A 24,583-nucleotide genomic window follows, 5' to 3' on the forward strand; every position below is an offset into this window, starting at 1 on the left:
TGAGTCATGTCGCATGTTTCCTTGGGGAAGGGAAGCTGCGGCATTTTTCCTATTCCAGGGGATAGCGGTGAGAAGAATGATCGACCGGTTGCTTCAACCCATTTACAATTTGCGTTTAAAACATAAAATCGTGTTATGCTGCGCCATGCTTGTTATCGTGTCAACCGGCTTCTCCGGTATGCTGCTGTACCGTTACGCGTCGCAAGTGACTACCGAAACGTCCAACGTGCACTCCTCGGAAGTGATGGTCCAGGTCAGCAATTACTTGAACGAGAAGCTGAAAGGCATCATTACGAGGGGCTTGTCTCTCAGGTCGGACCGGATGTTCAACGAAACGGCCGTCCGCTTTCTGGCGAGCGACGATCCGCGTTACTACGCTTCGGCATTGAGTTATTTTTCCAACGTGTTCCTGGAGATGCGGTATTCCGAGCCGTTCATCTCGTCGGTCTTCTTGTACACGCCGAAAGGCAGCTTTTACGATTTGTCGCTGTCCTATCGGACGGATCAGAAGTTTACGGAAACCGCCATGTTTAAAGCGATTTCCGCACAGCCGGACAATTCCGTCTATTGGCTGCCCCGTTCCAAAAGCGAGCTGTACCGCCAGGACGAAAGCGTGGTGTCTCTGGTGCTGCGATTCTCCGTGAGCGGGTATAACGATGAACTGTATATGGTCATTCATTTGAAGGAACAGCTCATTCTGGATTATTTGCGCAATGCCCAGCTCGGGGAGGGCAGCTCTACCATCATTGTCGATTCCGGCGGGAACACGATAGCGTCCAGCGATTCCCCGGTCACCCGGGCCCTTCACGAAGACGCGGCCGTCTGGAATCAAGTGCTGTCAAATGAACGCGGTTTCGCGAAAATGGATTTCGGAACCGATTCCTACGGCATCAACTACATCAGGACGAACGTGGCTCCGTGGACCATCATCAACATACAGTCCCGGAAGGCGCTGCTTGAGAAGCTCCGAAGCATGAAAATCTACTCCGCGGCCATTCTGCTCATCAGCATTACATTAAGCTTCGGGCTGGCCTATCTGGTATCGGCGACCATCAGCAGGCCGCTGGTGGCGCTGGAAAGAACGATGCAGCAGGTGCGGCTGAGGCGTTTCGACGCCCGGTTCGAGTATCCCTATGAGGATGAGGTGGGCAAATTGGGACGCACCTTTAATTTCATGACGGAGGAGATTCATCATTTGGTCGGCCAGCAGGAAAGCTATATAGTCCAGCTGCAGAATGAGAAAGAGCGCGCCGAGACGGAGCAGAAGCTAAAGCGCATCGCCGAGCTCAAAGCGCTGCAGTCGCAGATGACGCCGCATTTTTTGTACAATACGCTCGACTCGATCAAATGGATGGCCGAGAAGTCCGGCGAGTGGGACATCGTCCGAATGATCACCGCGCTCGCGTCCTTTTTCCGCACGTCGCTGAGCCGGGGGAAGGAAATCATCCCGATCAAGGAAGAGATCGGCCATGTCGCCAGCTACTTACGAATCCAACAAATCCGCTATGAAGACCGGTTCGTCTACGAATTCCATATCGACGAGAGCATAGACAAGCAGATGACCGTGAAATTCATCCTGCAGCCCTTGGTGGAAAATGCCATCTACCACGGCATCAAGCTCCTTCCGGGTCAAGGGGTGATTAAAATCAGCGTCGAGGCGGAGGAAGCCGCGATCAAGCTGTCGGTCGAGGATAACGGGCCCGGCATTCATCCGGTCAAGCTTCAGCTCATCCGCCGAAGGTTTGAGACACTGCAGCAGGAGCATTCCGACGGATACGGCCTCTACAACGTCAACGACCGGATTCGCCTTTATTTCGGGGAACCGTACGGTTTGCAAATCGACAGCCTGCAGGGGCGGGGCACCAAGGTAACCGCCCTGATACCGATCATGAACCGGGAGGAAGATGCGAGACATGTATAAAGTGCTTATCGTGGACGATGAAAGCATCATCCGGGAAGGCATCGCCGAATCGATACGCAAAGATTGCCCGAAGTTTCAGACGATTCTGGAGGCGCGGGACGGTGAGGAAGCCTTGAATTTGGCGCTGGAGTCGTCGCCGGATCTTGTCATTACCGATATTCAAATGCCGAACATGAACGGTATCGAATTTATCGAGCAGCTGAAGGCGGAAAATCCGGATGTGGCTGTAATCATTATCAGCGGGCACGACGACTTCGAATACGCGCAAAAAGGCTTGAAGCTCGGAGTGAGCGATTATTTGCTCAAGCCGGTGGAATCCGGACATCTGACCGCCCGGCTGCGTCTTGCGGCGGAGGAGTTCGACAGGAGGCACGTATTTCGCAAGGATCAGGCCGCGCTGCGGCAGATGGTCGCGGAAAGTCTTCCGCTGTACCGGGAGAGGCTGTACCGCCATCTGATCGAAGGCGTAAAGGATATGCAGGCACTGCGCGAGAGGGCCGGGCAGCTCGGGATTTCCCTGGCCCACCGTTTTTATGCCGTGGCCCTGCTTCGATTCGGCAGGGCTGAAGCGCCGCATGCCGAAAGCGATCTATTTGCCGACGCTCTGCTGGCGGATATCGTGCGGGGAACGGCGGAACGCTTCGTGCAGGAGCTGGATGTGCACGCCTTTTTCCTGAAAGACGGGGAGCTGGCTTTGCTGATCGGCAGCAGCGTTGCCACGAGGGAGATGTGCTTTGCCGCGATGAACGCCTATTTGAACCGGACCGGGAGGGCGCTGCAAAAAAATATCGAGCTGAGCGAGCTGCATATCTCGATGGGGACGGTCACCGACACCTTGCACGATCTTCCGCTTTCCTACCAGCAGGCTCAGGAGGCCATGTTATTCCGGCTTTCGGTGAAAAACCGGACGGTGCTCAATTTCGAAGAACTGGGGAACGCGGCCATTCCGGAAACGAAAACGGCCAGTACGGCGGAGCAGCTCATTTTATACGTGAAATTGCTGGAGCGCCATAACGCACTGCGGCATGTTCGCGAGTATATGGACGAGCTGGCCGCGGCCCAAGGGGCTCACCCGCATTGGGTGAAGCTGAGCATTCTCGAGCTGACCATGTCTTTGCTGAGAGCGATGGAGGAGGCCGAGATCAAGCTGCAGTTGTTCCTGCAAAACAAAGAGCTTGATCCGTACGTGAACGTTTACCGGCTGGAAACGTTTCGGGAGCTGCAGACGTGGCTCGAGAGGTTCGTGGAAATGTGCATCTCCGAGATGGAGAACGGCAAAGTCAGCAAGAGCACTTCCCATGTCGAGAAAGTAAAGCAGTACATCGAAACGCGGATTGCCGACAGCGAATTATCGTTAAGCAGCTTGGCGGTCACTTTATTTTTAAGCCCGAATTATTTGCGGCAGCTGTTTCGCCAGGAAACCGGCGAATCGTTTGTGGAGTACGTAACGAGGGTGCGCATGGAGAAGGCGCTCGAATATTTGAAGGACCCGACCTTGAAAATTGCCGATGTCGCCGAAAAGGTGGGCTTTGAGGAGCAGCGGTACTTTTCCTCGTGCTTCAAAAAGTTTCACCAGATGACTCCGACCGAGTACCGGGAGGCTCTTCAATACGGACTGCTCTAAATCCTGCATATTCTGTACACGGGATATGCGGATTTTGGATTTAGCGGCGCCGGTTATTTTGCTAGAATGTGTGAGGTGGAAGAAGTGAAGCTGCTGCAAACGCAAATAAGAAAGGGGAAAGCAACATGAAAAAGTGGATTGCATTACTGGCGGTGGCGGCCTCGGTGACCTCCCTTGCCGCTTGCGGAAGCGGGGCGAAGGAGCAGCCGGCCGGGCAAAATGGAAGCGCTGTCTCCTCCGCGGCAAAAACGAAAATTAAGGTGTGGACGATGAACCGCGCCGACCAGGATTATATGAAAGCGCAGATCGACAAATTCAACAAGGAAAATAAGGATAACATCGAAATTGAATATCAAATCTATGCGGAAAACTACACGCAATCGCTGGACATTGCGCTGGCTACCAACGAGGGGCCGGACGTTTTCTTCGACGGGGCGACCGCCTTTGCCGATCATTTGCCCAAGGGAGATCTGGCGCCGTTAAACAAATATTTGACCCCCGAATTCAAAAAACGGTTTGGGGACGGCGCCTTTATCGAAGGCCTCAATATGATCGACGGCAACATTTACTCGCTGCCCGCCATCAGCACGACACCGCGATTGTTCTATAACAAAGGGATCTTCGAGAAGGCCGGCATCGCCGAACCTCCGAAAACGATCGACGAGATGGTGCAGGATGCCAAGCAAATTACGAGCAAATTGAAAAGCCAAGGCATCTACGGCTTCGCCGCCAATTTAAAAAATCCGGCCCAGGCGTATTCCCGTTCCATCGATTACATCCTGATGAGGAGCGGCGGCGTTGAGGCAGGGTATGACTTTGTGAACGGCAAATACGATTTCACCGGCTATAAGCCGATTTTGAACGCATACCGCGAAATTTTCACCTCCGGCGCCGGCTTCCCGGGTTCGGAGTCCCTCGACATCGACCCGCTGCGCACCCAGTTCGCGGCAGGAAAAATCGGCATGTATATTTCCTGGAACCATTCGGAGCCCGGCGTGTACATGAACCAATTCCCGACCAAGGAAAATTGGGACGTAGCGCCGCTGCCTACCATCGACGGAAACGTGAAGGGCTCGCAACACATCAACCTGGCCGGACGCTGGTTCATGATGAACGCCAAGTCGAAAAATCAGGATAAAGCCTGGAAGGTCATGGAATTCCTGTACAGCGACGAGCTGCTGTCCGGTTACCACAAAAACGGCTTAGGTCTTGTCATGGTTCCATCCGTGCTGGAGAAAGCCGACAAGCCGGAGACGATCAAGAAATGGCCGAACCTGGCTTTGACGGACAAGGATAAAATTTGGCCGCCGCTGCCTACAGGCGTTAAGCCGGAAGGCAACGATATGTACTTTGTGTTTAACGCCATTATCCTCGGCAGCATGGATGTGGACAAAGGCATTGCGGATTTGAACGCCAGATATAATGCGGGGTATGAAAAAGCGATTCAGGAAGGAAAAACCAAAAGAATCCAGTATCCCGATTTCACGCCTGACAACCCGGGTAAAGTATTTGCCAAATAATGAAGAAATGACTTAAAATAATCGATAGTACAAGGGGAGGCCCATCGGAACCGCGCTTGCAGCCGGACGGCCTCTCCTTTCTATCTTGGGCGGGGGGACCTATGATGAAATCATGGCAGGCAAGCTGGATCGCGGATCCGGACTTTCTCGGACTTTCTCCGATTCCTGTATTCCACAAGGAAAACGAGCCGCTGGAAACGGCGGCGCATCCGGAAGCGCTGCGCAACCGGCATATGCTGGTCAGAAAAACGGTGGCTTTCGATCAGAAGCCGCTGCAGGCCGTTTTGCGTTTGACGGCCGACGATTATTACAAGCTTTACGTGAACGGCCGTTTTGTGGGGCAAGGCCCTGCGCAGGGGTACCCCTTTCATTATAACTACAACGAATGGGACTTGACCCCGTATCTCATCCCCGGCGATAACGTCATCGCGGTTCACGTTTATTATCAAGGCCACATCAACCGGGCTTACAACAGCGGCGATCTGCGGCAAGGCATGATTGCGGAGCTGCATACCGAGGCTGGCCTGATTGCCGCCTCGGACCATTCGTGGAAATGGAAAAGAGCAAATCAATTCGATACGAGCGGAACCGTCGGCTACGATACGCAGTTCCTGGAAAATATCGATCAACGCTTGTGCATCCCCGATTGGCATACGATCGGCTTCAATGATGAAGATTGGGAGAACGCCGTTATCAAGGAGGATGCCGATTATGTGCTCGTTCCCCAAGCGACCCCGGCGGTAAGCGTATATCGAGCCGTGCCCGAACAAGTGCGTAAGCTTGGAGAAGGCCATTATCTCATTGACTTCGGGAAAGAGCTCACCGGGCAATTCGAGATGAAGGCGAAGGGGAACGGCGGGGATCGGATCGAGCTGCGGTTTGGCGAAGAGCTTGAACCGGACGGCCTTTCCGTCAAATACGATATGCGCTGCAACTGCACGTATTTGGAAACGTGGACGCTTTCCGGCCGGGAGGATACGTTGGAGCAGTACGAGTATAAAGCGTTTCGATATGCGGAAGTGATCGGACCGGAGGAAGCGATTCGGCCCGACAGCTTCGCTGCCGTCGTCAGACATTACCCACTGGACCCGGACGCCTGCCGTTTCGAATCGGCCGACACGCTGCTGGGGCAAATTTGGGATATTTGCGTGCGCGGCGTACAGCTTTGTGCGCAGGAAAACTTCGTGGACTGCCCATCCCGGGAAAAAGGCCAATATTTGGGGGACAACACCGTATTGGGCCACACGCATATGTACATCAGCGGAGATTTGCGCCTGTTCAAGAAGGCGATTCGCGACGTTGCCCTTTCCGCAGCGGTTTGTCCCGGACTTCTGGCGGTGGCCCCGGGCAACTTCATGCAGGAAATCGCCGACTTTTCGCTGCAGTGGCCGATGCAGCTGCTGTTATATTATCAGCACAGCGGGGACATCGATTTTCTCCGGGAAATGTATCCGGTGGCCGAGGGGCTGCTGGCATATTTCCGAAAATTTGCGCGGATGGACGGGCTGCTGGAGGACGTCAAGGAGAAGTGGAACTTGGTCGATTGGCCGGACAATTTGCGGGACGGCTACGACTTCCCTTTAACCCGCCCGGTCAGCGACGGCTGCCATAACGTCATCAACGCCTACTACTACGGCTGCATTCAAACGGTGCAGACCATCCGGGATATCCTGAATATCCCTTACGAAGACGAGCTGCCGGCATTAAAGCGATCGTTTATCGCCGCCTTTTATCGCCCGGAAGCACGTTTGTTCGCCGACTCTACCGTGTCCGAGCATCATTCGCTTCATGCCAATATGTTGCCTTTATTGTTTCATATGGCGCCTGCGGATTCGATTCCCTCTATCGTTTCGTTGATCCGGACAAAACGGCTGAGCTGCGGCGTGTTCATGTCTTATTTTCTGCTTAAAGCTTTGGCCGCCCACGGCGAGACGGAGCTGATTTACGAACTGATGACATGCCGGGACGACCGTTCGTGGGCCAACATGGTGAAGGAAGGGGCGACGTCGTGCTTTGAAGCTTGGGGCAAGGACCAAAAGTGGAACACCAGCTTGTGCCATGGTTGGGCCAGCGCGCCGATACCGATTTTGATCGAGGAGATCATCGGACTGAAGCCGGCGAAGCCCGGATGGTCGGAAGTCTCATTTAATCCCCGGATTCCGCAGGGGATGCACGATTTCAACCTTCAATTCCGCACGGTCAGCGGCACATTTGAGATAGTCTATAAGAACGGAGAGCTTCATTTAGGCACTCCGGAGGGAGTCACGGTGGTCTAGCGCGGGAAGCGGAGGATCGATACATCGGATTTTTACAAGTGAGAAATCGGTTTAGCGGTAGCTGAAGAAGCCGATTCTAGTATAAAATAGAAAAGAAATCATTCATATGAGGTCTGCCCGAATCTGAAACAAGGGTCAGGCTCTTTATTTTTTCTAAGGGGATAATGGGATGGGGTCGAGGCTGAAGACGTTATTGGGATCGGTACGAATCAAAGTCATGATCATCTTTTTACTGTCTACGGTTCCGCTGGTCACCCTGCTGGTTTATAACAATTTTTACGCCAGTAAGCTTGTGGTGAACCAGGTGAGCGAGTCCAATAAAAACTTAGTCAGCTTATACATGCAGCTTATCGATCGGGATTTGACCGAAATGAGCAAATATTTGATCAATATGGCGGTGGAGGATGCGGATTTGAGCATCCTTGAGCTTCCCGGCAGCAGGGAAAACTCCGCTTATAACGCGGCCAAAATCCGCCTTGCCAACAAATTGGCGGGCAGCATTGCGACTTATCCGACGATGGACCTGTTTTTTGTTTATTCCGCCGTGAACAAGGAATTCATTGACGCGCACATCAATTCGTCCACTTTCGAAGAGCGGGAATCGGTCCGGATGGAGGTCGGCGAATTTTTGAAAGATCAGCAGCGGCTGAGTGAGTACCAGTCTAATCGATGGTATCCATATCGATCGGTGAATAACAATTATTATTTGCTAAGCATTATAAGAAATGGGAATGTGTATATCGGGGCTTGGGTGAAGGCAAGCCGGATTCTGGCCCCCATGAAATTATTGGATTTCGGAGATACGGGAAGAGCAGTCCTTGCGACGGAGGATTACGTCCCGCTAAATGACGCCCAGTTTATTGCCGATCGGCATATAGAGTTAAACTATAATAGAAGTGGGAGCACGATTACCGGACAAGGCTCCGATTTGTTTCTGGCGGCGGGGGACAAGTCCGGGGTCGGCGACTTTCATTTGATTGCCCTGATTCCCGAGAGGAAGGTATTGGAGCGGCTTCCGTTCATGCAGCGCATCGCGTCGCTTGTTTCGTTCGGCTCCGTGCTCATCCTGATCATCGTTTACTTTTTGCTTCGCCAAATTATTTTGCTTCCGCTCCATCGGGTGGTGGCGGCCATGAGAAAAATTAAAAACGGGGAAATCGAGACACGAATCCTTGACCACCGAACTTCACACGAGTTTGCTTTGGTCAACGAAACGTTTAACCACATGGTCGACCAAATTCAGGAATTGCGGATTCATGTATATGAGGAACGGCTGAATCTGCAAAAAGCGGAGCTGCAGCATTTAAAGCTGCAGATTAATCCTCATTTTTTCTTAAATTCGTTAAACATTATTTATTATTTGTCGCGGGCCAAAGATTTCGGTCTCATCGGCGAGCTTTCCCTCAGCTTAATCCAATATTTCCGCTTCATGTTTCGAAGCAACAACATGGATTTTGTTACGGTTGAAGATGAAATTAAGCATACCCGCAACTATTTGAAAATTCAGCAGATGAGGTTTCCTCATAACTTTACTTATACGCTGGATATCGAGGATGCGGCTGGGCCGTTTCCGATTCCTCCACTCGTCGTCCAGATTTTTGCCGAAAATGTGATTAAACATGCGATGTCTTTGGATGAATCTATTCATATTCATATCTCCATTTCGCTTACGGAGGATCCTTTCGGCCAGCTGAAGATTACGGTCCGGGATACCGGCAAAGGTTTTTCTCCGGACATATTGGAAACGCTTAATGCAGATCGGGAGCTGCTTAACGATGAAGGGGAGCATATCGGCATATGGAATGTGAAGAGAAGGCTGCGGCTGCTGTATCAAGACAGGGCTGCCATCGCGTTTTCCAACGACGCGGAGGGAGGCGCCGTAGTGAGCGTATGGATTCCGGTCAGCAGGGAAGAGAAAGAGAAGGGGGAATAACCGGTGTATCAGCTGCTTATTGTGGACGATGAAATTCATATTGCGAGCGGAATTAAGATGAGCCTGGCTTGGGAAGAACTGGGGATCTCGCAGGTTCATATGGCGTATAACATCCGGCAGGCGAAAGAGGTTTTTGCAACCTGTCCGATCGATGTATTGATCTGCGATATCGAAATGCCGGGCGGAAACGGCCTCGAGCTGCTGGCTTGGGTGAAGGAACAGTTCCCGGCCACCGAATGTATTTTTGTCACCTGCCATGCCGATTTCTCCTACGCGAAAAAAGCTATCCAATTAGGGTGTCTGGAATATTTGCTCAAGCCGGTGGAAGATGAAGAGCTGAAGTCCATCGTGGTCAAGGCGATTCATAAAATACGCAAAGAAAGAGAAGATTTGGGTTATTTGGAAACCTATAGGCACTACTACGAGTTATGGTCTTCCCATCAACCTCTGCTTGCGGAGAAATTTTGGCTGGATTTGCTGAATCGTAAAATCTCCTCGCATCCCGATGCGATTCAGCAAGCCATCCAAAACTTGACTTTGCCTTATTCCGGCGAGTCGCGTTTCTTGCCCATTCTTATAAGCGTGAGACGTTGGGATAAAGAATTGTCCAAGCGCGAAGAGCAAATCATGGAATATGCATTGCTGAATTCCGCCAAGGAAATGATTCTGAATAACGAAGCGCACGCCCAAGTCGTCCCGGTGAACAGAGGAGATTTGCTATGTTTGCTTCCTGTCCCAACGGCCGTATTATCCAATGTCAATGCGAAAGCGCTGAAATACGATTGTGAAAAATACACGGCTGCCTGCAACAAATATTTTTATTGCCACCTATCCTGTTTTGTGGGAACTGCAGTATTTATTCATGAAGTCGTAGCCGCTTATGAAGCTCTTGTCGCCGTAAGAGACAACAATATTACAGGGGTGAATAAGGTATTTCTGCTGGAGGATCATGTGAATGGCGCGAGCGCGAAGCGGATTGATCTTCCCAACATGTCGGTATGGTGCGAATGGTTAAAGCGGGGAGCTCAGGAAAAACTCGTGGGAGAAGTATTGGAATTTTTGGAATCCTTAAAGCAAATGGAAGGGCTGGATGTTAAAGTTTTACAAGAATTTCATCATTACTTTTTGCAAATGGTTTATAAAGCGCTGCAATTCGAGGCTTTCCAGGCCCATCAGGTTTTTTCCGAAAGCGTGTCGGCTGAAAGATCCGCCGTTGCCGTTCGTTCGGTCATGGATTTGGCGGAGTGGGCTCAAGAAATGATTGGCAAAGCGATGGACCATATCCGGGAAATCGAGAGTACTGAAAATGCGGTTGAAAAAGTAAAACGTTATATTTCCACAAATCTGGATCAAGATATTTCCCGCGACGATCTTGCCGGTTATATCGGACTGCATCCCGATTATATCGCCAAATTATTCAAGAAAGAAACGGGTCTCTCGATCTCCGAATATGTGATTCAAGCCCGTATCGAGATCGCCAAGGACCTCTTGGTGAAAACGGATATGTCCATAAGCAACATAGCCCTGCATGTGGGATATTCCAATTTCTCCTATTTTTCCACCGTTTTTAAGAAAACAACCCAAATGAATCCGCAGGAATTTCGCAAATGGAGTACTGGCCGTTAGATTTGCATCTAGCAGCCTTTTTTTGTTTCCTTAGGCCTGCCTCAAACGATGTCGGAAAATTAAAAATGAAATATCCGTTTATGAGTAGTTGATCTATTACGTGCGAAGTATGATTAAATCATTCAATGACGAAAAGAGTTGATCGACGGATGGACGACTAGCCGATAACAGAGAGATCATGGAGGGAAGCGCGAATAGGAGGTTATGAAATGGCTGTGCGGACGCAAGACCGTGTAACCCAATGGATCATTCATGCGATAATGATTATTTTATCCTGTATGTGTATTTTTCCATTTTTGCTGCTCATTATTTCTTCGATTACCGATGAGAAATCGATTATTCACTACGGATATTCGTTTTTTCCCAGAGAAATCAGTTTTTCCGCTTATCAGTATTTGGTAAAGGATTCCGCCAAGATGCTGAGAGCATTGGGAATCACGGTGGTCGTCACCGTGGTTGGAACGGCCGTGAGCCTGTTAATTACGGCGCTGCTGGCCTACCCGCTATCCCGCAAAGACATGCCGCTGTCCAATCCGTTATCGTTTCTCGTGTTTATTACGATGCTGTTTAACGGCGGTCTTGTCCCCACCTACCTGGTGTACACTCAATTTCTGCATATGAAAAATACGATTTGGGCTTTGATCGTCCCGGGGCTTCTGCTCAACGCTTTTTACGTGATGCTGATGCGCACCTTTTTCTCCAATTCGATTCCGGGCGCGATCATCGAATCGGCCAAAATAGACGGCGCAAGCGAATTTCGCATTTTCTGTCAGATGGTTCTGCCTCTCTCGCTTCCGGTTCTCGCTACCGTCGGTTTGTTTCAAACGATTCATTATTGGAACGACTGGTATAACGGATTAATTTATTTAACCGACAGCAAGCTGTACAGTCTGCAAAATTTGCTCAACCGGATATTGATGGACATCGAGTTTTTGAAAAGGGCGGACAGCTCCTACGGAGCTCAGGATACAACGTCGATTCCTACGGAAACGGCCCGGATGGCCATGGCGGTGCTGGGGATTATCCCGATTATCCTGACGTACCCGTTTTTTCAAAAGTTTTTTGTCAAAGGATTAACTATCGGAGCGGTGAAAGGTTAACGGGGGGAGACACAGATGAACGGTTTAACGGTAAAAAATTGGCTCAAGGAAGCATCGAAATACCGTGCTCTTTACTTGATGACGTTGCCCGGATTCCTGTACCTGCTCATGAATAATTATATCCCGATGTTCGGGGTCGTTATTGTTTTTAAGGATATCGATTTTATTAAAGGAATCTGGGGAAGCGACTGGGTAGGGTTTAAAAATTTCGAATATTTGTTTAAAACGACGGATGCTTTTATCATCACCCGAAACACCTTATTGTATGGAATTATTTTCATTGTCATTAATCTCATTTTCGCCGTCGGACTGGCTATTCTTTTGAACGAAGTGAAAAATATCATCGTATCGAGATTTTACCAAAGCATCGTGCTGCTGCCGCACCTGATCTCCATGGTCATCATCGGTTATCTGGTTTATGCTTGTTTGAGCATCGAGAACGGGTTTATGAATAAGACCATTTTGCCGCTGCTCGGGCTGGACTCCATTTCCTGGTACAACGAATCCAAGTATTGGCCGTTCATACTGACGTTTGTCAACACTTGGGCGAAGGCCGGTTATCTATGCGTTATTTATCTGGCGGCGATCGTTGGGATCGATCATGAATACTACGAGGCGGCCACCATTGACGGGGCAAGCAAATGGCAGCAAATTCGCTCGATTACGATTCCTTTGATCGTCCCCGTTATCACCGTCATGACCTTGCTGCAGATCGGCCGGGTGTTTTATTCCGATTTCGGGCTGTTTTACCAGGTGCCGCTAAACTCCGGAGCGATCCAATCGACAACCAATGTCATCGATACTTATGTATACCGCGCTTTAATTACATTAGGGGATATCGGGATGTCGTCGGCGGCCGGATTATATCAATCGTTGGTCGGCTTTGTGCTCGTATTTTTTTCGAATTACATCGTCAAGAAATTCAACAAAGACAATGCATTATTTTAACCGGTTGGATATAAATTCGAGGGGGTTATCGTATGAGGAAGAAAAGTTTTGGCACTTTAACATCGATCCTGCTTGCAGGAGCTTTATTTGCCGGTTGTTCGTCATCGCCCGCACCGGCGGCTAACAATACGGCGGGAGCAGGCGGCAATTCCAAAGATTCGCTGCCTCCGTATGAGATTACGATGGTCTATCAAGCTGCGGAGCCCAAAGATTTAAAAGAGGTGGAAGCGGCGATCAGCAAAATCACAAAGGAAAAAATCAACGCAACGGTAAAGCTGCTGCCCATCAGCAACGGAACCTGGCAGCAGCAAATCAATCTTATGCTGACGGCAAACGAGAAGATGGATCTACTCTGGACAGCCAGCTCCCTCGGTTACATCAATCAGGTCGCCAAGGGCCAGCTTATTCCGATCGATGAATTGTTGGACAAACATGGGCCGGATATTAAGGCGAGCTTGGATAAGGGCATTATGGATAGCTTGAAGATCAAAGGTAAAATTTATTCCGTACCGAGCATTAAAGACTGGGCGGCGTCGGCGGGAATTGTGATGCGGAAAGATATGGTGGATAAATATAAAATCGACACGACCAAAATTAAAACGCTGGACGATCTGGAGCCGATTTTCAAAACCATTAAGGATAACGAACCCGGCATGATTCCGGTGACCGGAACGACCGGCACCTTAATGGAACTGATTTACAACGGCGACATTGACAGATTGGATAATTATTTGGGTGTTTTGATGGACGTAACCAATTTGAAGGTATCCAATTTGTATGAAAGCAAGCCATATGCCGATTTGGCCGAACGGATGAGGAAATGGTACCTGGAAGGCTACATTTCCAAGGATGCCGCTACCAACACGGAGACGGGATATAATCTGGTAAAAGCCAATAAAGCATTTTCGTTTTACGGTTCGTTGAAGCCGGGCTTCGATGAGGACGTGCTCCCCAGAACGGGCGGCGTGAAAATGGTAAGCGTTCCGCTGACCGGCGCCCTGGCAACGACCAGCAAAATTACCAACGCCTTGATGGTGATTCCGAAAAACTCGCAAAATCCGGAAAGAGCGATGATGTTTCTGAACATGCTTTATTCGGATAAAACGTTGATCAATTTATTGGATTATGGGATTGAAGGCAAGCATTATGTAAAAGCCGGCGATAATATCATCGATTATCCTCAGGATGTGAATGCTTCCAACGTAGGGTATTATCTTGAAAACTGGAAGATCGGAAACAGCTTTAATTCGTACACCTTTAAAGTGCAGGACCCCAACACCTGGAAAAATATTGACGAATTCAATAAAACTGCGCTCAAGTCCAAGGCATTAGGGTTTTCTTTTGACGGTGAACCGGTAAAAACCGAATTGGCTGCCGTATCCAATGTGTTAAGCTCTTACAAAACGGCGATTGAGTTTGGAGCTATCGATCCCAAAACCGCTCTGCCCGATTTTATTTCCAGGCTGAAAGCCGCCGGCATCGATAAGATCATTGCCGAGAAGCAGAAGCAGCTCGACGAATGGGCTTCGTCCAGAAAATAAAGAGACGTAAAACGCGAATTGCAAAATCACAGAAGGCGGTGTCAAATAAAAGATGGCAGAACGCTTCGTTCATTCCTTTCCCAATCCGGTGCTTCCGGGAGACCACCCCGATCCCTCCGTGGTGAGGGTAGGGGAAGATTATTATTTGGTCACCTCCACCTTCCAATATTTCCCCGGCGTTCTGGTGCATCATTCCCGCGATCTGGTCCATTGGCGGCCTATAGGTCACGTCATTACCCGGCGGAGCCAATTGGATTTGACCGGAGTGCCGGATTCCCACGGGGTATTTGCTCCGGATATTTCGTATGCGGCCGGAAAGTTTTGGGTGGTCGTGCCTTTCTTTCACAGCCAGCCGCGATGCACGAATCTGCTGTTTACCGCCGAGCGTCCCGAAGGTCCGTATTCCGACGGGATCGTATTAAACCATCATTTTATAGATCCGTCCATTTTCCATGATGACGACGGACGGTGTTATCTGGCGTTTGGCGGCGGCTGGCTGCAGGAGCTGCGGCCGGACGGGTCCGGTTTGATAGGCGAAGCGAGGCAGGTATGGCCCGGGACCGGCGGCCAAACTCCGGAAGGTCCGCATATCGTCAAACGTTCCGGCTACTACTACCTGATGCTGGCCGAAGGGGGGACGCGTTTCGGACACAGGGAAACATTGGCACGCAGCCGATCAATATGGGGCCCTTACGAACCGTGTCCGCACAATCCGGTCCTTGCCCAGACGGATCCTTACAAGCCTTTTCAAAAGGCAGGGCACGGGAAACTCGTGGAGGACACGAAAGGCGGCTGGTGGATGGTGCATCTGGGAGGACGCCCGTTAACTCCGAACGGCAGCACGCCATTGGGCAGAGAGACTTTCCTGGAGGCGGTGCATTGGACCGAGGACGGGTGGTTTGAGGTCGGAGAAGGCGGGAGCCCGCAGGAGCGGGTGGAGGTGCAGTTGGAAAAAGAATATGAACCCGCTCAGGCCGAGTACGAAACGGATCGATTCGATAAGCCGGAGTTGAGTCCGGTCTGGGAATGGGTGCGCCATCCGCTGGAAGGAAGTTATGCGCTTACGGCAAACGGACTTGAGCTCGAGTGCGCCTCTTACCCGCTGTATACCCCCGGTTCGACTCTGATCCTTACCCGTCGATGGGAGCATTTCGGCTTCGAGGCGCTCACCCGTCTTTCATTTATGCCGCATGCATTGGGAGACGAAGCAGGACTTGTGTTATACCGGGATATGGATGCAATGCTCCTGTTCAGTATTCGTAATGGGATCGGCCAAACTTCCGGACAAAAGTTCGACGCCGGCCGGCTGCACGAGAAGCAGGAGGATGACGGACTTTTTGTGGAGATCGACCGCTCGGAGAAATGTCTTCGACAATCGCTTTATCAGAAGAAGCTTAACGTGGAGCCGGGAGAAGATGTATGGCTGAGAGTCCGGCTTGATGCCGAAAGCAGGGAGTTTACATTCGCCGTATCGTCGGACGGTGCACAGTTTGCGGAATTGGGCTTGAACGTGCCGGCGGATTTTCTGTACCCGGAAAATTACGCCCGATTCAACTGCTTCACGGCTCCGCGCATCGGCCTCTTTGCCCGCGGGGTGCTCTACGAACAGCACGGAAAAGCGTTGTTCAAACAATTTATGTACCGAGGGATTTCGTAAACTTCACTTACGTTTGATTAATCCGGCTCCGGTCGCATGGATAAAATATAACGGTACACATTTGTCTTGAATGTGTACCGATTTTTTATTTGATCGGCCTGTTATTTATCGTGCCCTTGGGCGAGTTACCTACAACCCAAATGCCTCAATTTTGCCTGATGAAATCCACGATAAGACGTCCGATTTCGCCCGGCGCATCCTCCAGGCAGTAATGGCCTACACCTGCAAGCCGGTGAACGGGAGCGTCCGGAAACAGCTCCGTGAAAAGCGGGAGAAAATGCTCGGCATGCAGTGTGCGGTCGGCTTCTCCCCAAATCGCAAGCGCGGGCTTGATACGGATGGCGCTCACGGCTTCGGCATCGGGCGTCTCGAAGCGATGCGCGCCTGCTGCGCACCCTTTCGCCCAGCCGATCGCGCCGAGACAGTCGGCCGGACTGGCAAACGGCGATCCGTAAGCCGCGAGCCAGGTATCGGTAATCAATTCATGGTTCTCGAAGCCGTTCAGCTTGAGTGTGCTGAGGATATTGTAACCGAGTTGTCCCAGAACGGCTTCAAGGCTACCTTCCTTCTCCGCCTTCAAGATCCATTGGAACCAGGGGGAGACGCCGCCATTGGCGTTCAACCGGTCGACGAGGTCAGATTGGCCGAACGGTGTCGGTCCGTTGGTGGAAATTATTCTGCGAATCCGGTTCGGATGGCGAGCGGCAAGCCCCATTCCCACAGGTCCGCCAAAATCGTGCATGATAAGAGTGATCTGTTTCAGGTCGAGTGCAAGCACGAACCGTTCGAGATTGTCGATATGGTCCTGCAGCCAGTAGCTGCGGTCCTGCGGCGTCGCACTTTTGCCGAAGCCCATATGATCGGGGACGACAACCCGGAAATCTTCGCTCAATACCGGAATCAGATGGCGAAACAAATAACCCCAGGTCGGCTCGCCATGAAGGCAAAGAACGGTCTCATCAGCGCGTGGCCCTTCGTCGACGTAGTGCATGGCGAAGCCGGCGGCGTCTGTAAAGTGCGGTGCGAACGGGAATGTGCCGCCAAAATTCCCGAGACGATCATGGTCGGGTTTATGAGGATAAGCCATGGGAAGTCCTCCTGAAAGATGGTTTTATTCAAATCCGATTTTATTTACGCGAACGTTGTTAATACGATTCTTGACTCCGGTTTTCCTTCGAGAATCTCCTTTATCACACACCTTTCCAAGTTTGAATGTTCTTCTTGTTGCATGTGCGGCATCGTTCATTTATGTACTGTTGAGTATAATATACCGTTCGGTAAGTAAATGACGAGATAAATATATAGCAAGATTTTGGTTTATGTCAAGCGAAAAGTTGAAAATAAATTTGACTGTTTCCGCGGCATCATATAAGATTGAATTATACTGACCGATATGAAAAGAGGGTTATTTATGGTGCGGCCTCGGGCATTCGATGAAGAAAAAGCGCTTCAAGCAGCGATGGAACTGTTCTGGGAGAAAGGTTACGAAGCGACTTCATTGAGCGATTTAACGTCGAAAATGGGCATTCAGCGGCCCAGTCTTTACTCCGCCTACGGAGACAAGAAGGAGCTTTTTGAAGCTGCGCTTCGCAAATACAATCAGTTCCATTCTTCCTATATACGCGCCAAGCTTCAAAGCGGCACATCCGTCAAAGAGGCGTTTCGTTCTTTGTTTGAAGGCATTGTGGCGGAAGGATACGAGGAAGGACCGAACCGAGGGTGCTTCTGCCTTAATGTGATGGTCGAATTGGCGCCGCATGATGCCAAATTTGAAGTGCTGACCAGGGAGCACCAGATGTATTTGGCGGCGATTTTTCAGGAGACTATCGAACGGGGGATGCGATCCGGCGAACTTCGGAACGATGGGAATGCCAAAAAGTTAGCCCAGACGCTTGTCGTTTCCATGATCGGACTTACCGTGTTGATGAAATCCCGCCCCGATCGGGCATTTGCAGAAAATTCGGCAGCGACGATACTTGCCCTGCTGCAATAAAGGAACGATGCTTCATATTCAAAATCGGAGGCCGGGAGAGCTCTCATCTATGGAAAGGGAGCCCCGTGCATGGATAAGACTGTGCACAGAGCTTTTTTAACGTCATTCCGAGACATGCGATGCAGAGCAGGCTTTTAAAGCTTTCCTCCGTGATGCTGCCAGTGCCCGGTTGCCTGAATTGCGGACAAATGGCTGCCGGCAGCCAATCAATAACGTTCATCTGTTATTTATTTGCAGCGATACAGAGTAATTTTTAATAATATCCCAATTTGGAGTAGGAATATTCGCGCTTAGCTTCAAGTTATTAAAGGCTTGGTTTAGTGCAAGCATCTCGTTAGCGGAAACAGCTTTATCACTCAAAAGGATTCTGCCGACGGGGGTTGCCAGAAAAATCTTCAGACCCAAGTAAAGCATTCTCTTTTTTTCCCGGGCTACCTGTTTTTGACTTGCAGGTATAACCGTATACCCTAGTCGCTCCAAAACTTGATGACCCTCATCGATTGCGCTGATGACATGATAAAGCAGCTTTTTATCTCTTGAGGCTTTGGTAAAGTTGCCGTTGTAAGAAGGAGCTATGGAATTCAAAGGTAAGATCAAGACCATGTGACTTATAAACCATTCATACATGTCCATGGAATATGTTAATTTATAGTTGGTATTGCTAAAAGCTTGGTCGATCACCGAGCGCCAGGAAAGATCCTCACCCAATCCACCAATGGTCATATGTCCCTTTGGTCCGCGAACGCAGACCATTCGGCCTTTCTCCCTCCAGCCGCCACTCGCTTGAAAAGCGAAGGCAACCTCTTTCTTAACAGGACTTTCGGTCATTATATAATCACGCATTTCATGGGGACTGGCATTATTGCCTACGATAATCACATGGCTGCTGAGATTTGCTGCCAGTACAGGCAGAACCGCCTGAAAATCCGGGTATTTCATTACTACAAAAATAAGATCATAAACATCGTCCGGCTGAAGTTCTCCGATCACATTAACTTGGTCGACCGTAGTATGTAATTGTAAATAATGACGAATAACATTCCCGTCATTCTGGAGCTCATGTAACCGTTGTCCTCTGGCCAACATCGTAACATCGTTACCGCCGCGCACCAGCACATGGGCTAAATAACTTCCCAACACTCCGGCACCGTAAACTAAAATTCTCATACGATAGCCCTCCCGACTTAGATTTTGCCAAAAAATTTTTAAATAATAATGTTCAAATTTAAAAATTAGATTAGCATGATTTTATGCTCAATTCCCTACGTTTGTCAATAAGTTTTTAAATTTGAGTCGTTTAATTTAAATATTTTTCAAATCGTGATATAGTGAATTTAGTTTATGGGACATGGGATGTGAAAGAACGTTATGAACAAATTTGAAATTAGAACGCAGAAAAAGAAGGATGCAATCGTTCATGCTGCCCTGGAGCTTTTTAAAGAAAAAGGTTTTATTCAGGTTAGCATAAAAGACATTGCCGCCAAATCCGGCGTATCGTCCGTTTCACTTTATAACTATTTCGGCAGCAAAGAGGGGGTAGTCAAAGAATGCGCGAACTTTCTGATGCTGGAGACCGTTCGTATGGCCAAGGAGCTTTTGACCCAACATATTGATTTTAAAGACAAGCTTCTTCAGGCTCTTGAAATTTGCGCCGATCAAGATTATCAATTGCTTTCTTCCGTAGGTGCAGTAGAGGATCATGTGCTGCAAAACCTATATAGCGAAAGTACCAATCAGATCAGAGTGAAAATCATACGAGAGTTTATTGAGTTGGGGAAAAGGGAGGGGGCAATCGATCCCTCGGTTTCACTGGAAACCATATTGGAATTATTAAATGCGATTGGGAAGATACAATTGTCCTGGGCAAGAAGCGGGAAATATAAAGATAAAATAGCAGAACTAAACCGGCTGCTTTTATTTGGATTAATCGGACATCGATAAAATACAATTCACGAAAGTTCATCTAAGCGTCAAACAGCCCTCATCTTGTTGTCAAGGTGAGGGTTTCTTGTTTTCCTAGGCATCTCTCAAACCCTTGATACACAAGGGGTTTGCAATGATATGCAAGCCCGCAAGAAAGTATTATTCGCCATCCGAAGCGATGTGCAAGAAATGATTCTTGCCGGGAAACCCGCGCGCTCATAAAGTGTGAATAGACATAAGAGAGCGGGGAGGGACCGTCTTGGAAACGAAGCAATTTCATCATCCGGATGCGGAATATAGAATTCAGCCGTTCTGGTTTTGGAACGGAGATATGAACCCGGGGGAGATCGAACGGCAAATCGAGGAAATACATCAGAAGGGGGTCGGAGGTTTTTTCATCTGCCCCCGGCAGGGACTGCAGGTTCCTTATTTGTCCGAATCCTGGTTCGATCGGGTAAAGGTCGCGATAGAGGCGGCGAAACGAAGAGGCATGGAGGTTTGGCTCTACGACGAATATCCGTATCCGAGCGGCATCGCCGGCGGAGAGGTGACCTTGCTGCATCCCGACGCCAAACATCAGACGCTCGTCAAGACCGAATCCCGGGTCAAAGGCGGAGAGAAAGTATGGCAGGAATTTGCTTGGGCAAAGGTGCTTTATGCCAAGGCGGTGCCGCTAACGGAGACCGGGGAGCGGAAGTGGGACGAGGCTGTCGACCTGAAGGACGCTATCGGCAATCTGCAGGCCGATCCCGTTTTTCAGAAGACGGGCCTCACGACATATAACCAGAAGCGGTTTTTTACGTACCGCACGGTATTCCAACTGGACTGGGAAGCGCCCGGCGACGCGCCGGAGTGGGATATAGTCGTTTATCAGGAAAAAGAAGTGGACGATTTCAAATATTACGGAACGTTCGTCGATCCTTGCCATAAGGAAGCGATGAAAACGTTCATCGAGCTGACGCATGAACGTTATGCGCGGCATATCGGCAGCGAGTTCGGGAAAACGGTCAAGGGCATGTTTACCGACGAAATCGGGCTGCTCGGCTCGATGCCATGGACGCCGAGGCTGGAGCCGTATTTTCAGGAGCGCTACGGCTACTCCATGATCGACAACCTGCCCGCGCTGTCGAATCCCGACTACAAGGATGCGGCGCGCATCCGCTATGACTACTACCAGGCGCTGCACGAGCTGCTGACGCAGTCCTATCATAAGCAGGTGTACGACTGGTGCGAGAAGCACGGCCTGAAGTATTTGGCGGAAGTGCCGTCGATCCGCATGACGACCCAGCGGTTCAGCCACATCCCGGGAGGAGACAGCGCGCACGAAAAGCTGGGACGCTCGCTGGACTGGATTTTGCGCAGGTATGCCTGCAGCTTCCGCGACAACCCGAAGATGACCAGCTCCATCGCCCGCCAGCTCGGGCGCAAACGCAATGTGGACGAATGCTTTCACAGCGTGGGCTGGTCGATGAATATGCAGGACGCCAAATGGATGATCGACCGGATGGCGGCGCTGGGTACGAACTTCTACACGTTCCACGCTTTCTTTTATACGGTGGACGGGCTCACCCAGCACGATGCGCCGCCGTCGCAGTTTTATCAAAACCCGTACTGGCCGCATTTCCGCCGGCTCGGCGATTATACCGGCCGGATCAGCTATATGATGACCCAAGGCACGGCGGATATACGCATCGCGATGATCGACCCGACAACGACGTTCTGGACGCATATGAGCAATCCGCTGCACCATTTCGACTATGGCGGCTCGGATCCGGCGGAAAAAGCGAAGCTGGAGCAGCTCAAGGACGACTGGCGCTCCCTCGGCGTCCATTTCCTGAAATCGCGCAGGGATTACGATCACCTGGATCCGGAGCTTCTGGCCGAAGCCGCCCTGAAAGACGGCAAGCTGGTCATCGGCAGCGCAGCGTATTCGGTGATCGTGCTTCCTCCGATGACAAATTTGGAGCAAAAAGCTTGGGAATCGGTCAAACGGTTTCTTGACGCAGGCGGCACGGTGATCAGCTTCGGTCTCCTGCCGAGCGAGCGCATCGAGATCGGCAGCACGGCGCCGGATGAAGCGCCGGCCGTGTTCGGGCTGGAGCAGGCGCCGGACGCCTATTACTGGAGAGGCGAGCAGCCGCAAGCCTTCGAAGGGCGGCGGTTGTTCAAAGGCACGCAGTCCGCTTACTTTATCCCGCGCAAGGGCGGATCGGATGCAGCACAAGCGCTTGAGAGCGTGAACGCTGTTCTGGACGATACGCTGGTCCAGGCGGTTGTGCTGGATTTCGGCAAGGAATGCCGCTCGTTCCTGCTGCAAAGCCGCTATATGTCGGACAGCGAGTACATGGTTTTCGCCAGCAACCAGGAGGGGGAAACGTGGAATGCCGGCATCACGCTGAGTCCTGCGGCGATTTGGCCGGAGGCTGAGCCGGGCGAAGAGCTGGAGGCGGAGCTGCTCGATCTGGAAAGCGGGGAAACCTCTCCGCTGCTGCTTGGACGCGAAGACGGCAGCGTGTCCGTCTCCCTGGAATTCGCCCCTTACGCTTCGCGAATGCTGCTGCTGCGCAGGAAGGCGCCGGGACAAGCTTCGGCCGAGACGATAAAGGCGGCAGCACCGGCTGAACCGCGTGTGAGTGTAAGCGCGGAAGGGCCGTGGCGGATGAAGGCGCTGAACCCGAACGCGCTGCGCTTCGAAAATTTCCGTTTGTCCATGGGAGAAACGGACGGCGAAGGCGAATGGGTGCAGGCCAAAACGTTCATCGATCAGTGCGCGGACCTCGCGGAAAGCCGGAAGCTGCCGGTGTCGTTCACGCAAATCTTCGGTACGCCGAAGAAAATGAAGCTCGCGTATCCGATTCCTTGCAAGTATAAGGCGCGCTTTTACGTAGAGACGGTTCCGGCTCAATGTGAGCTGCTGATGGATCAATCGGCGATCTCCGGCGACTGGAAGCTGGCGATCAACGGCAAGATTTACATGAAATCCGATTTGACGAAACGGATCGTTTACGATAATTCGAACGTGGTGTGCAACGTGAAGGAAAGCCTGATTCCGGGCTGGAACGAGCTAGTGATCGACGTTCTCGTCCGCGAAGATTGGGAAGGCGTTGTCGACGCGATATATTTGTACGGCAGCTTCGGCGTCCGGTTCGGCCAGGATGCAAGCCCGATGCTGACCGAGCCGCCGGCATCGGCGGAGTCTCTCGCCACAGGCAGCTATTACCCCGGCTACCCGTACTTCGCGGGTACATGGTCTTTTACCCGCACGATCGATCGGGCGGAGCTGCCGGCGGCGGGCCGGTTTGAGCTGATCATCGGAGATTGGGACGTTCACGACCTGGTTGAAGTGCTCGTGAACGGTCGGTCCTTGGGAATACGGCCATGGTCCCCCTACGTATGGGAAGGCGATGCGGCCTGGCTGAAGGAAGGCGCGAACGAGCTTGAAGTGCGCGTGACCGGAACGCTCATCGGGCTGCTGGAAGGTAAATATTTCGACTATGCGCAGCACCGCGTCGAACAAGTGTGAACAAGAAAGGAGAATCGCTATGGAGCAAGCAGAAAAGTCCCCGGTTGCGCTCATTCCGGAAAGACCCGCTTCCAGATCGGAGAAACGAAAGCAGGGCCGGTTGCGGAAGGAAATCGTCAAGAACCGTTACCTGTATCTTCTCGCATTGCCAGGATTATTATTCTTCCTGATTTTTAAATATATTCCGATGGCGGGCATTATTATCGCATTTCAAAACTATTCGCCGTTTAAAGGCGTTCTTCACAGTCCATGGGTCGGCCTCGATCATTTCGAGCGGTTTTTCTCGAATCCCGACTTCCTGATGCTGTTCCGCAATACGATGGGGATCAACGTGCTGAATCTGATTTTGTTTTTTCCGCTCCCGATTTTTATTGCGGTTTTTCTGAACGAGCTGAGAAGCGAGCTGTACAAGAAGTTCATTCAAACGGTCATCTATATGCCCCACTTCTTGTCGTGGGTTATCATTGCGGGCTTGACCTTCCTGCTGTTCTCCAAAGGAGACGGGCTCGTCAATAAAGTGATCGAATCGTTCGGCGGCGAAAAAATCGACGTCCTGACGGATCCGAACTCGTTCTGGATGATGATTGTCGTTCAATCGATCTGGAAAGAAGCCGGCTGGGGCACGATCATCTTCCTCGCAGCCATCGCGAGCGTCGACCCCGGGTTGTACGAAGCGGCGCGCATGGACGGGGCGGGCAGACTGCGGCAAATATGGCACGTTACGCTTCCGGCGATCCGCAGCGTCATCGTCGTTATGCTGATTCTCCGTCTCGGCCATATGATGGACGTCGGCTTCGAGCAAATTTTCCTGATGTACAACGGTGCGGTATCGCAAGTGGCGGAGGTGTTCGATACGTACGTGTATACGGTCGGCATCAAGCAAGGGCAGTTCAGCTACAGTACGGCAGCCGGGCTGTTCAAATCGGTGGTCGGTCTGATCCTGGTCGTCGTGTCGAACAAATTGGCGAAAAAAATGGGCGAAGAAGGCGTCTATTAAA

Annotated in this window: 16 protein-coding genes; 14 read left to right on the top strand and 2 right to left on the bottom strand. The window is 51.0% G+C overall.

The genetic code is table 11. The annotated features are described in order from the left end of the window. The first annotated feature begins 76 nt into the window (after nt 1-76). The 10 genes from MYS68_RS02055 (at nt 77) to MYS68_RS02100 (ending at nt 16,146) form a co-directional block, all read left to right on the top strand. Entirely contained in the window at nt 77-1,921 is a 1,845-nt protein-coding gene (locus MYS68_RS02055) for a sensor histidine kinase (protein WP_248930785.1), read from the top strand. Then, a complete protein-coding gene (locus MYS68_RS02060) occupies nt 1,914-3,545 on the top strand; it encodes a response regulator (RefSeq protein ID WP_248924226.1) in 1,632 nt (543 codons plus the stop codon). The genes MYS68_RS02055 and MYS68_RS02060 overlap by 8 nt, the downstream gene beginning before the upstream one ends. Nucleotides 3,546-3,670: 125 nt before the next feature. Then, nucleotides 3,671-5,065, top strand: coding sequence for an ABC transporter substrate-binding protein (locus MYS68_RS02065; RefSeq protein ID WP_248924227.1), 1,395 nt, complete (start codon nt 3,671-3,673; stop codon nt 5,063-5,065). A 101-nt stretch (nt 5,066-5,166) separates the two neighbouring features. After that, nucleotides 5,167-7,341 (top strand): family 78 glycoside hydrolase catalytic domain, encoded by a 2,175-nt coding sequence (locus MYS68_RS02070; protein ID WP_248924228.1) that lies wholly within the window; start codon nt 5,167-5,169, stop codon nt 7,339-7,341. A 169-nt stretch (nt 7,342-7,510) separates the two neighbouring features. Further along, nucleotides 7,511-9,274 (top strand): sensor histidine kinase, encoded by a 1,764-nt coding sequence (locus MYS68_RS02075; RefSeq protein ID WP_248924229.1) that lies wholly within the window; start codon nt 7,511-7,513, stop codon nt 9,272-9,274. Nucleotides 9,275-9,277: 3 nt separating this feature from the next. Further along, nucleotides 9,278-10,900 carry a response regulator gene (locus MYS68_RS02080; protein ID WP_248924230.1) on the top strand — a complete coding sequence of 541 codons (1,623 nt, stop codon included), beginning with the start codon at nt 9,278-9,280 and terminating at the stop codon, nt 10,898-10,900. 215 nt (nt 10,901-11,115) lie between these two features. Beyond that, nucleotides 11,116-12,000, top strand: a complete 885-nt coding sequence (locus MYS68_RS02085) for a carbohydrate ABC transporter permease (RefSeq protein WP_248930786.1) — start codon at nt 11,116-11,118, stop codon at nt 11,998-12,000. A 15-nt stretch (nt 12,001-12,015) separates the two neighbouring features. Then, nucleotides 12,016-12,948, top strand: a complete 933-nt coding sequence (locus MYS68_RS02090) for an ABC transporter permease (RefSeq protein ID WP_248924231.1) — start codon at nt 12,016-12,018, stop codon at nt 12,946-12,948. A gap of 32 nt (nt 12,949-12,980) precedes the next feature. Then, nucleotides 12,981-14,489, top strand: coding sequence for an ABC transporter substrate-binding protein (locus tag MYS68_RS02095; RefSeq protein WP_248924232.1), 1,509 nt, complete (start codon nt 12,981-12,983; stop codon nt 14,487-14,489). Between the two features lie 52 nt (nt 14,490-14,541). Next, nucleotides 14,542-16,146, top strand: a complete 1,605-nt coding sequence (locus MYS68_RS02100) for a glycoside hydrolase family 43 protein (RefSeq protein WP_248924233.1) — start codon at nt 14,542-14,544, stop codon at nt 16,144-16,146. 145 nt (nt 16,147-16,291) lie between these two features. Here MYS68_RS02100 and MYS68_RS02105 read toward each other — a convergent pair whose 3' ends face one another. Then, a complete protein-coding gene (locus MYS68_RS02105; RefSeq protein WP_248924234.1) occupies nt 16,292-17,233 on the bottom strand; it encodes an alpha/beta fold hydrolase in 942 nt (313 codons plus the stop codon). 324 nt (nt 17,234-17,557) lie between these two features. On the opposite strand from MYS68_RS02105, the gene MYS68_RS02110 reads away from it, so the two are divergent. Then, nucleotides 17,558-18,139, top strand: a complete 582-nt coding sequence (locus MYS68_RS02110) for a TetR/AcrR family transcriptional regulator (RefSeq protein WP_248924235.1) — start codon at nt 17,558-17,560, stop codon at nt 18,137-18,139. A 216-nt stretch (nt 18,140-18,355) separates the two neighbouring features. On the opposite strand, the gene MYS68_RS02115 is transcribed toward MYS68_RS02110, so the two are convergent. Then, nucleotides 18,356-19,306, bottom strand: a complete 951-nt coding sequence (locus MYS68_RS02115; protein ID WP_248924236.1) for a ketopantoate reductase family protein — start codon at nt 19,304-19,306, stop codon at nt 18,356-18,358. Nucleotides 19,307-19,507: 201 nt separating this feature from the next. On the opposite strand from MYS68_RS02115, the gene MYS68_RS02120 reads away from it, so the two are divergent. From MYS68_RS02120 to MYS68_RS02130, 3 genes are all read left to right on the top strand, one after another. Continuing rightward, nucleotides 19,508-20,080: a TetR/AcrR family transcriptional regulator gene (locus tag MYS68_RS02120; RefSeq protein WP_248924237.1), complete on the top strand. Its 573-nt coding sequence runs from the start codon at nt 19,508-19,510 to the stop codon at nt 20,078-20,080. A gap of 241 nt (nt 20,081-20,321) precedes the next feature. After that, entirely contained in the window at nt 20,322-23,585 is a 3,264-nt protein-coding gene (locus MYS68_RS02125) for a glycosyl hydrolase (RefSeq protein WP_248924238.1), read from the top strand. Between the two features lie 19 nt (nt 23,586-23,604). Continuing rightward, nucleotides 23,605-24,582 carry an ABC transporter permease gene (locus MYS68_RS02130; RefSeq protein ID WP_248924239.1) on the top strand — a complete coding sequence of 326 codons (978 nt, stop codon included), beginning with the start codon at nt 23,605-23,607 and terminating at the stop codon, nt 24,580-24,582. Nucleotide 24,583: the final 1 nt, after the last annotated feature.

The organism is Paenibacillus hamazuiensis (assembly GCF_023276405.1).
Taxonomy (GTDB): Bacteria; Bacillota; Bacilli; order Paenibacillales; family NBRC-103111; genus Paenibacillus_AF; species Paenibacillus_AF hamazuiensis.

Excerpts from the sequence above, each read along its gene's own strand:
- MYS68_RS02055 (WP_248930785.1), top strand. The coding sequence starts at position 77 with ATGATCGACCGGTTGCTTCAACCCATTTACAATTTGCGTTTAAAACAT.
- MYS68_RS02120 (WP_248924237.1), top strand. The coding sequence starts at position 19,508 with ATGAACAAATTTGAAATTAGAACGCAGAAAAAGAAGGATGCAATCGTT.
- MYS68_RS02100 (WP_248924233.1), top strand. The coding sequence starts at position 14,542 with ATGGCAGAACGCTTCGTTCATTCCTTTCCCAATCCGGTGCTTCCGGGA.
- MYS68_RS02095 (WP_248924232.1), top strand. The coding sequence starts at position 12,981 with ATGAGGAAGAAAAGTTTTGGCACTTTAACATCGATCCTGCTTGCAGGA.
- MYS68_RS02115 (WP_248924236.1), bottom strand. The coding sequence starts at position 19,306 with ATGAGAATTTTAGTTTACGGTGCCGGAGTGTTGGGAAGTTATTTAGCC.
- MYS68_RS02070 (WP_248924228.1), top strand. The coding sequence starts at position 5,167 with ATGATGAAATCATGGCAGGCAAGCTGGATCGCGGATCCGGACTTTCTC.
- MYS68_RS02075 (WP_248924229.1), top strand. The coding sequence starts at position 7,511 with ATGGGGTCGAGGCTGAAGACGTTATTGGGATCGGTACGAATCAAAGTC.
- MYS68_RS02105 (WP_248924234.1), bottom strand. The coding sequence starts at position 17,233 with ATGGCTTATCCTCATAAACCCGACCATGATCGTCTCGGGAATTTTGGC.
- MYS68_RS02065 (WP_248924227.1), top strand. The coding sequence starts at position 3,671 with ATGAAAAAGTGGATTGCATTACTGGCGGTGGCGGCCTCGGTGACCTCC.
- MYS68_RS02110 (WP_248924235.1), top strand. The coding sequence starts at position 17,558 with ATGGTGCGGCCTCGGGCATTCGATGAAGAAAAAGCGCTTCAAGCAGCG.
- MYS68_RS02090 (WP_248924231.1), top strand. The coding sequence starts at position 12,016 with ATGAACGGTTTAACGGTAAAAAATTGGCTCAAGGAAGCATCGAAATAC.
- MYS68_RS02130 (WP_248924239.1), top strand. The coding sequence starts at position 23,605 with ATGGAGCAAGCAGAAAAGTCCCCGGTTGCGCTCATTCCGGAAAGACCC.
- MYS68_RS02060 (WP_248924226.1), top strand. The coding sequence starts at position 1,914 with ATGTATAAAGTGCTTATCGTGGACGATGAAAGCATCATCCGGGAAGGC.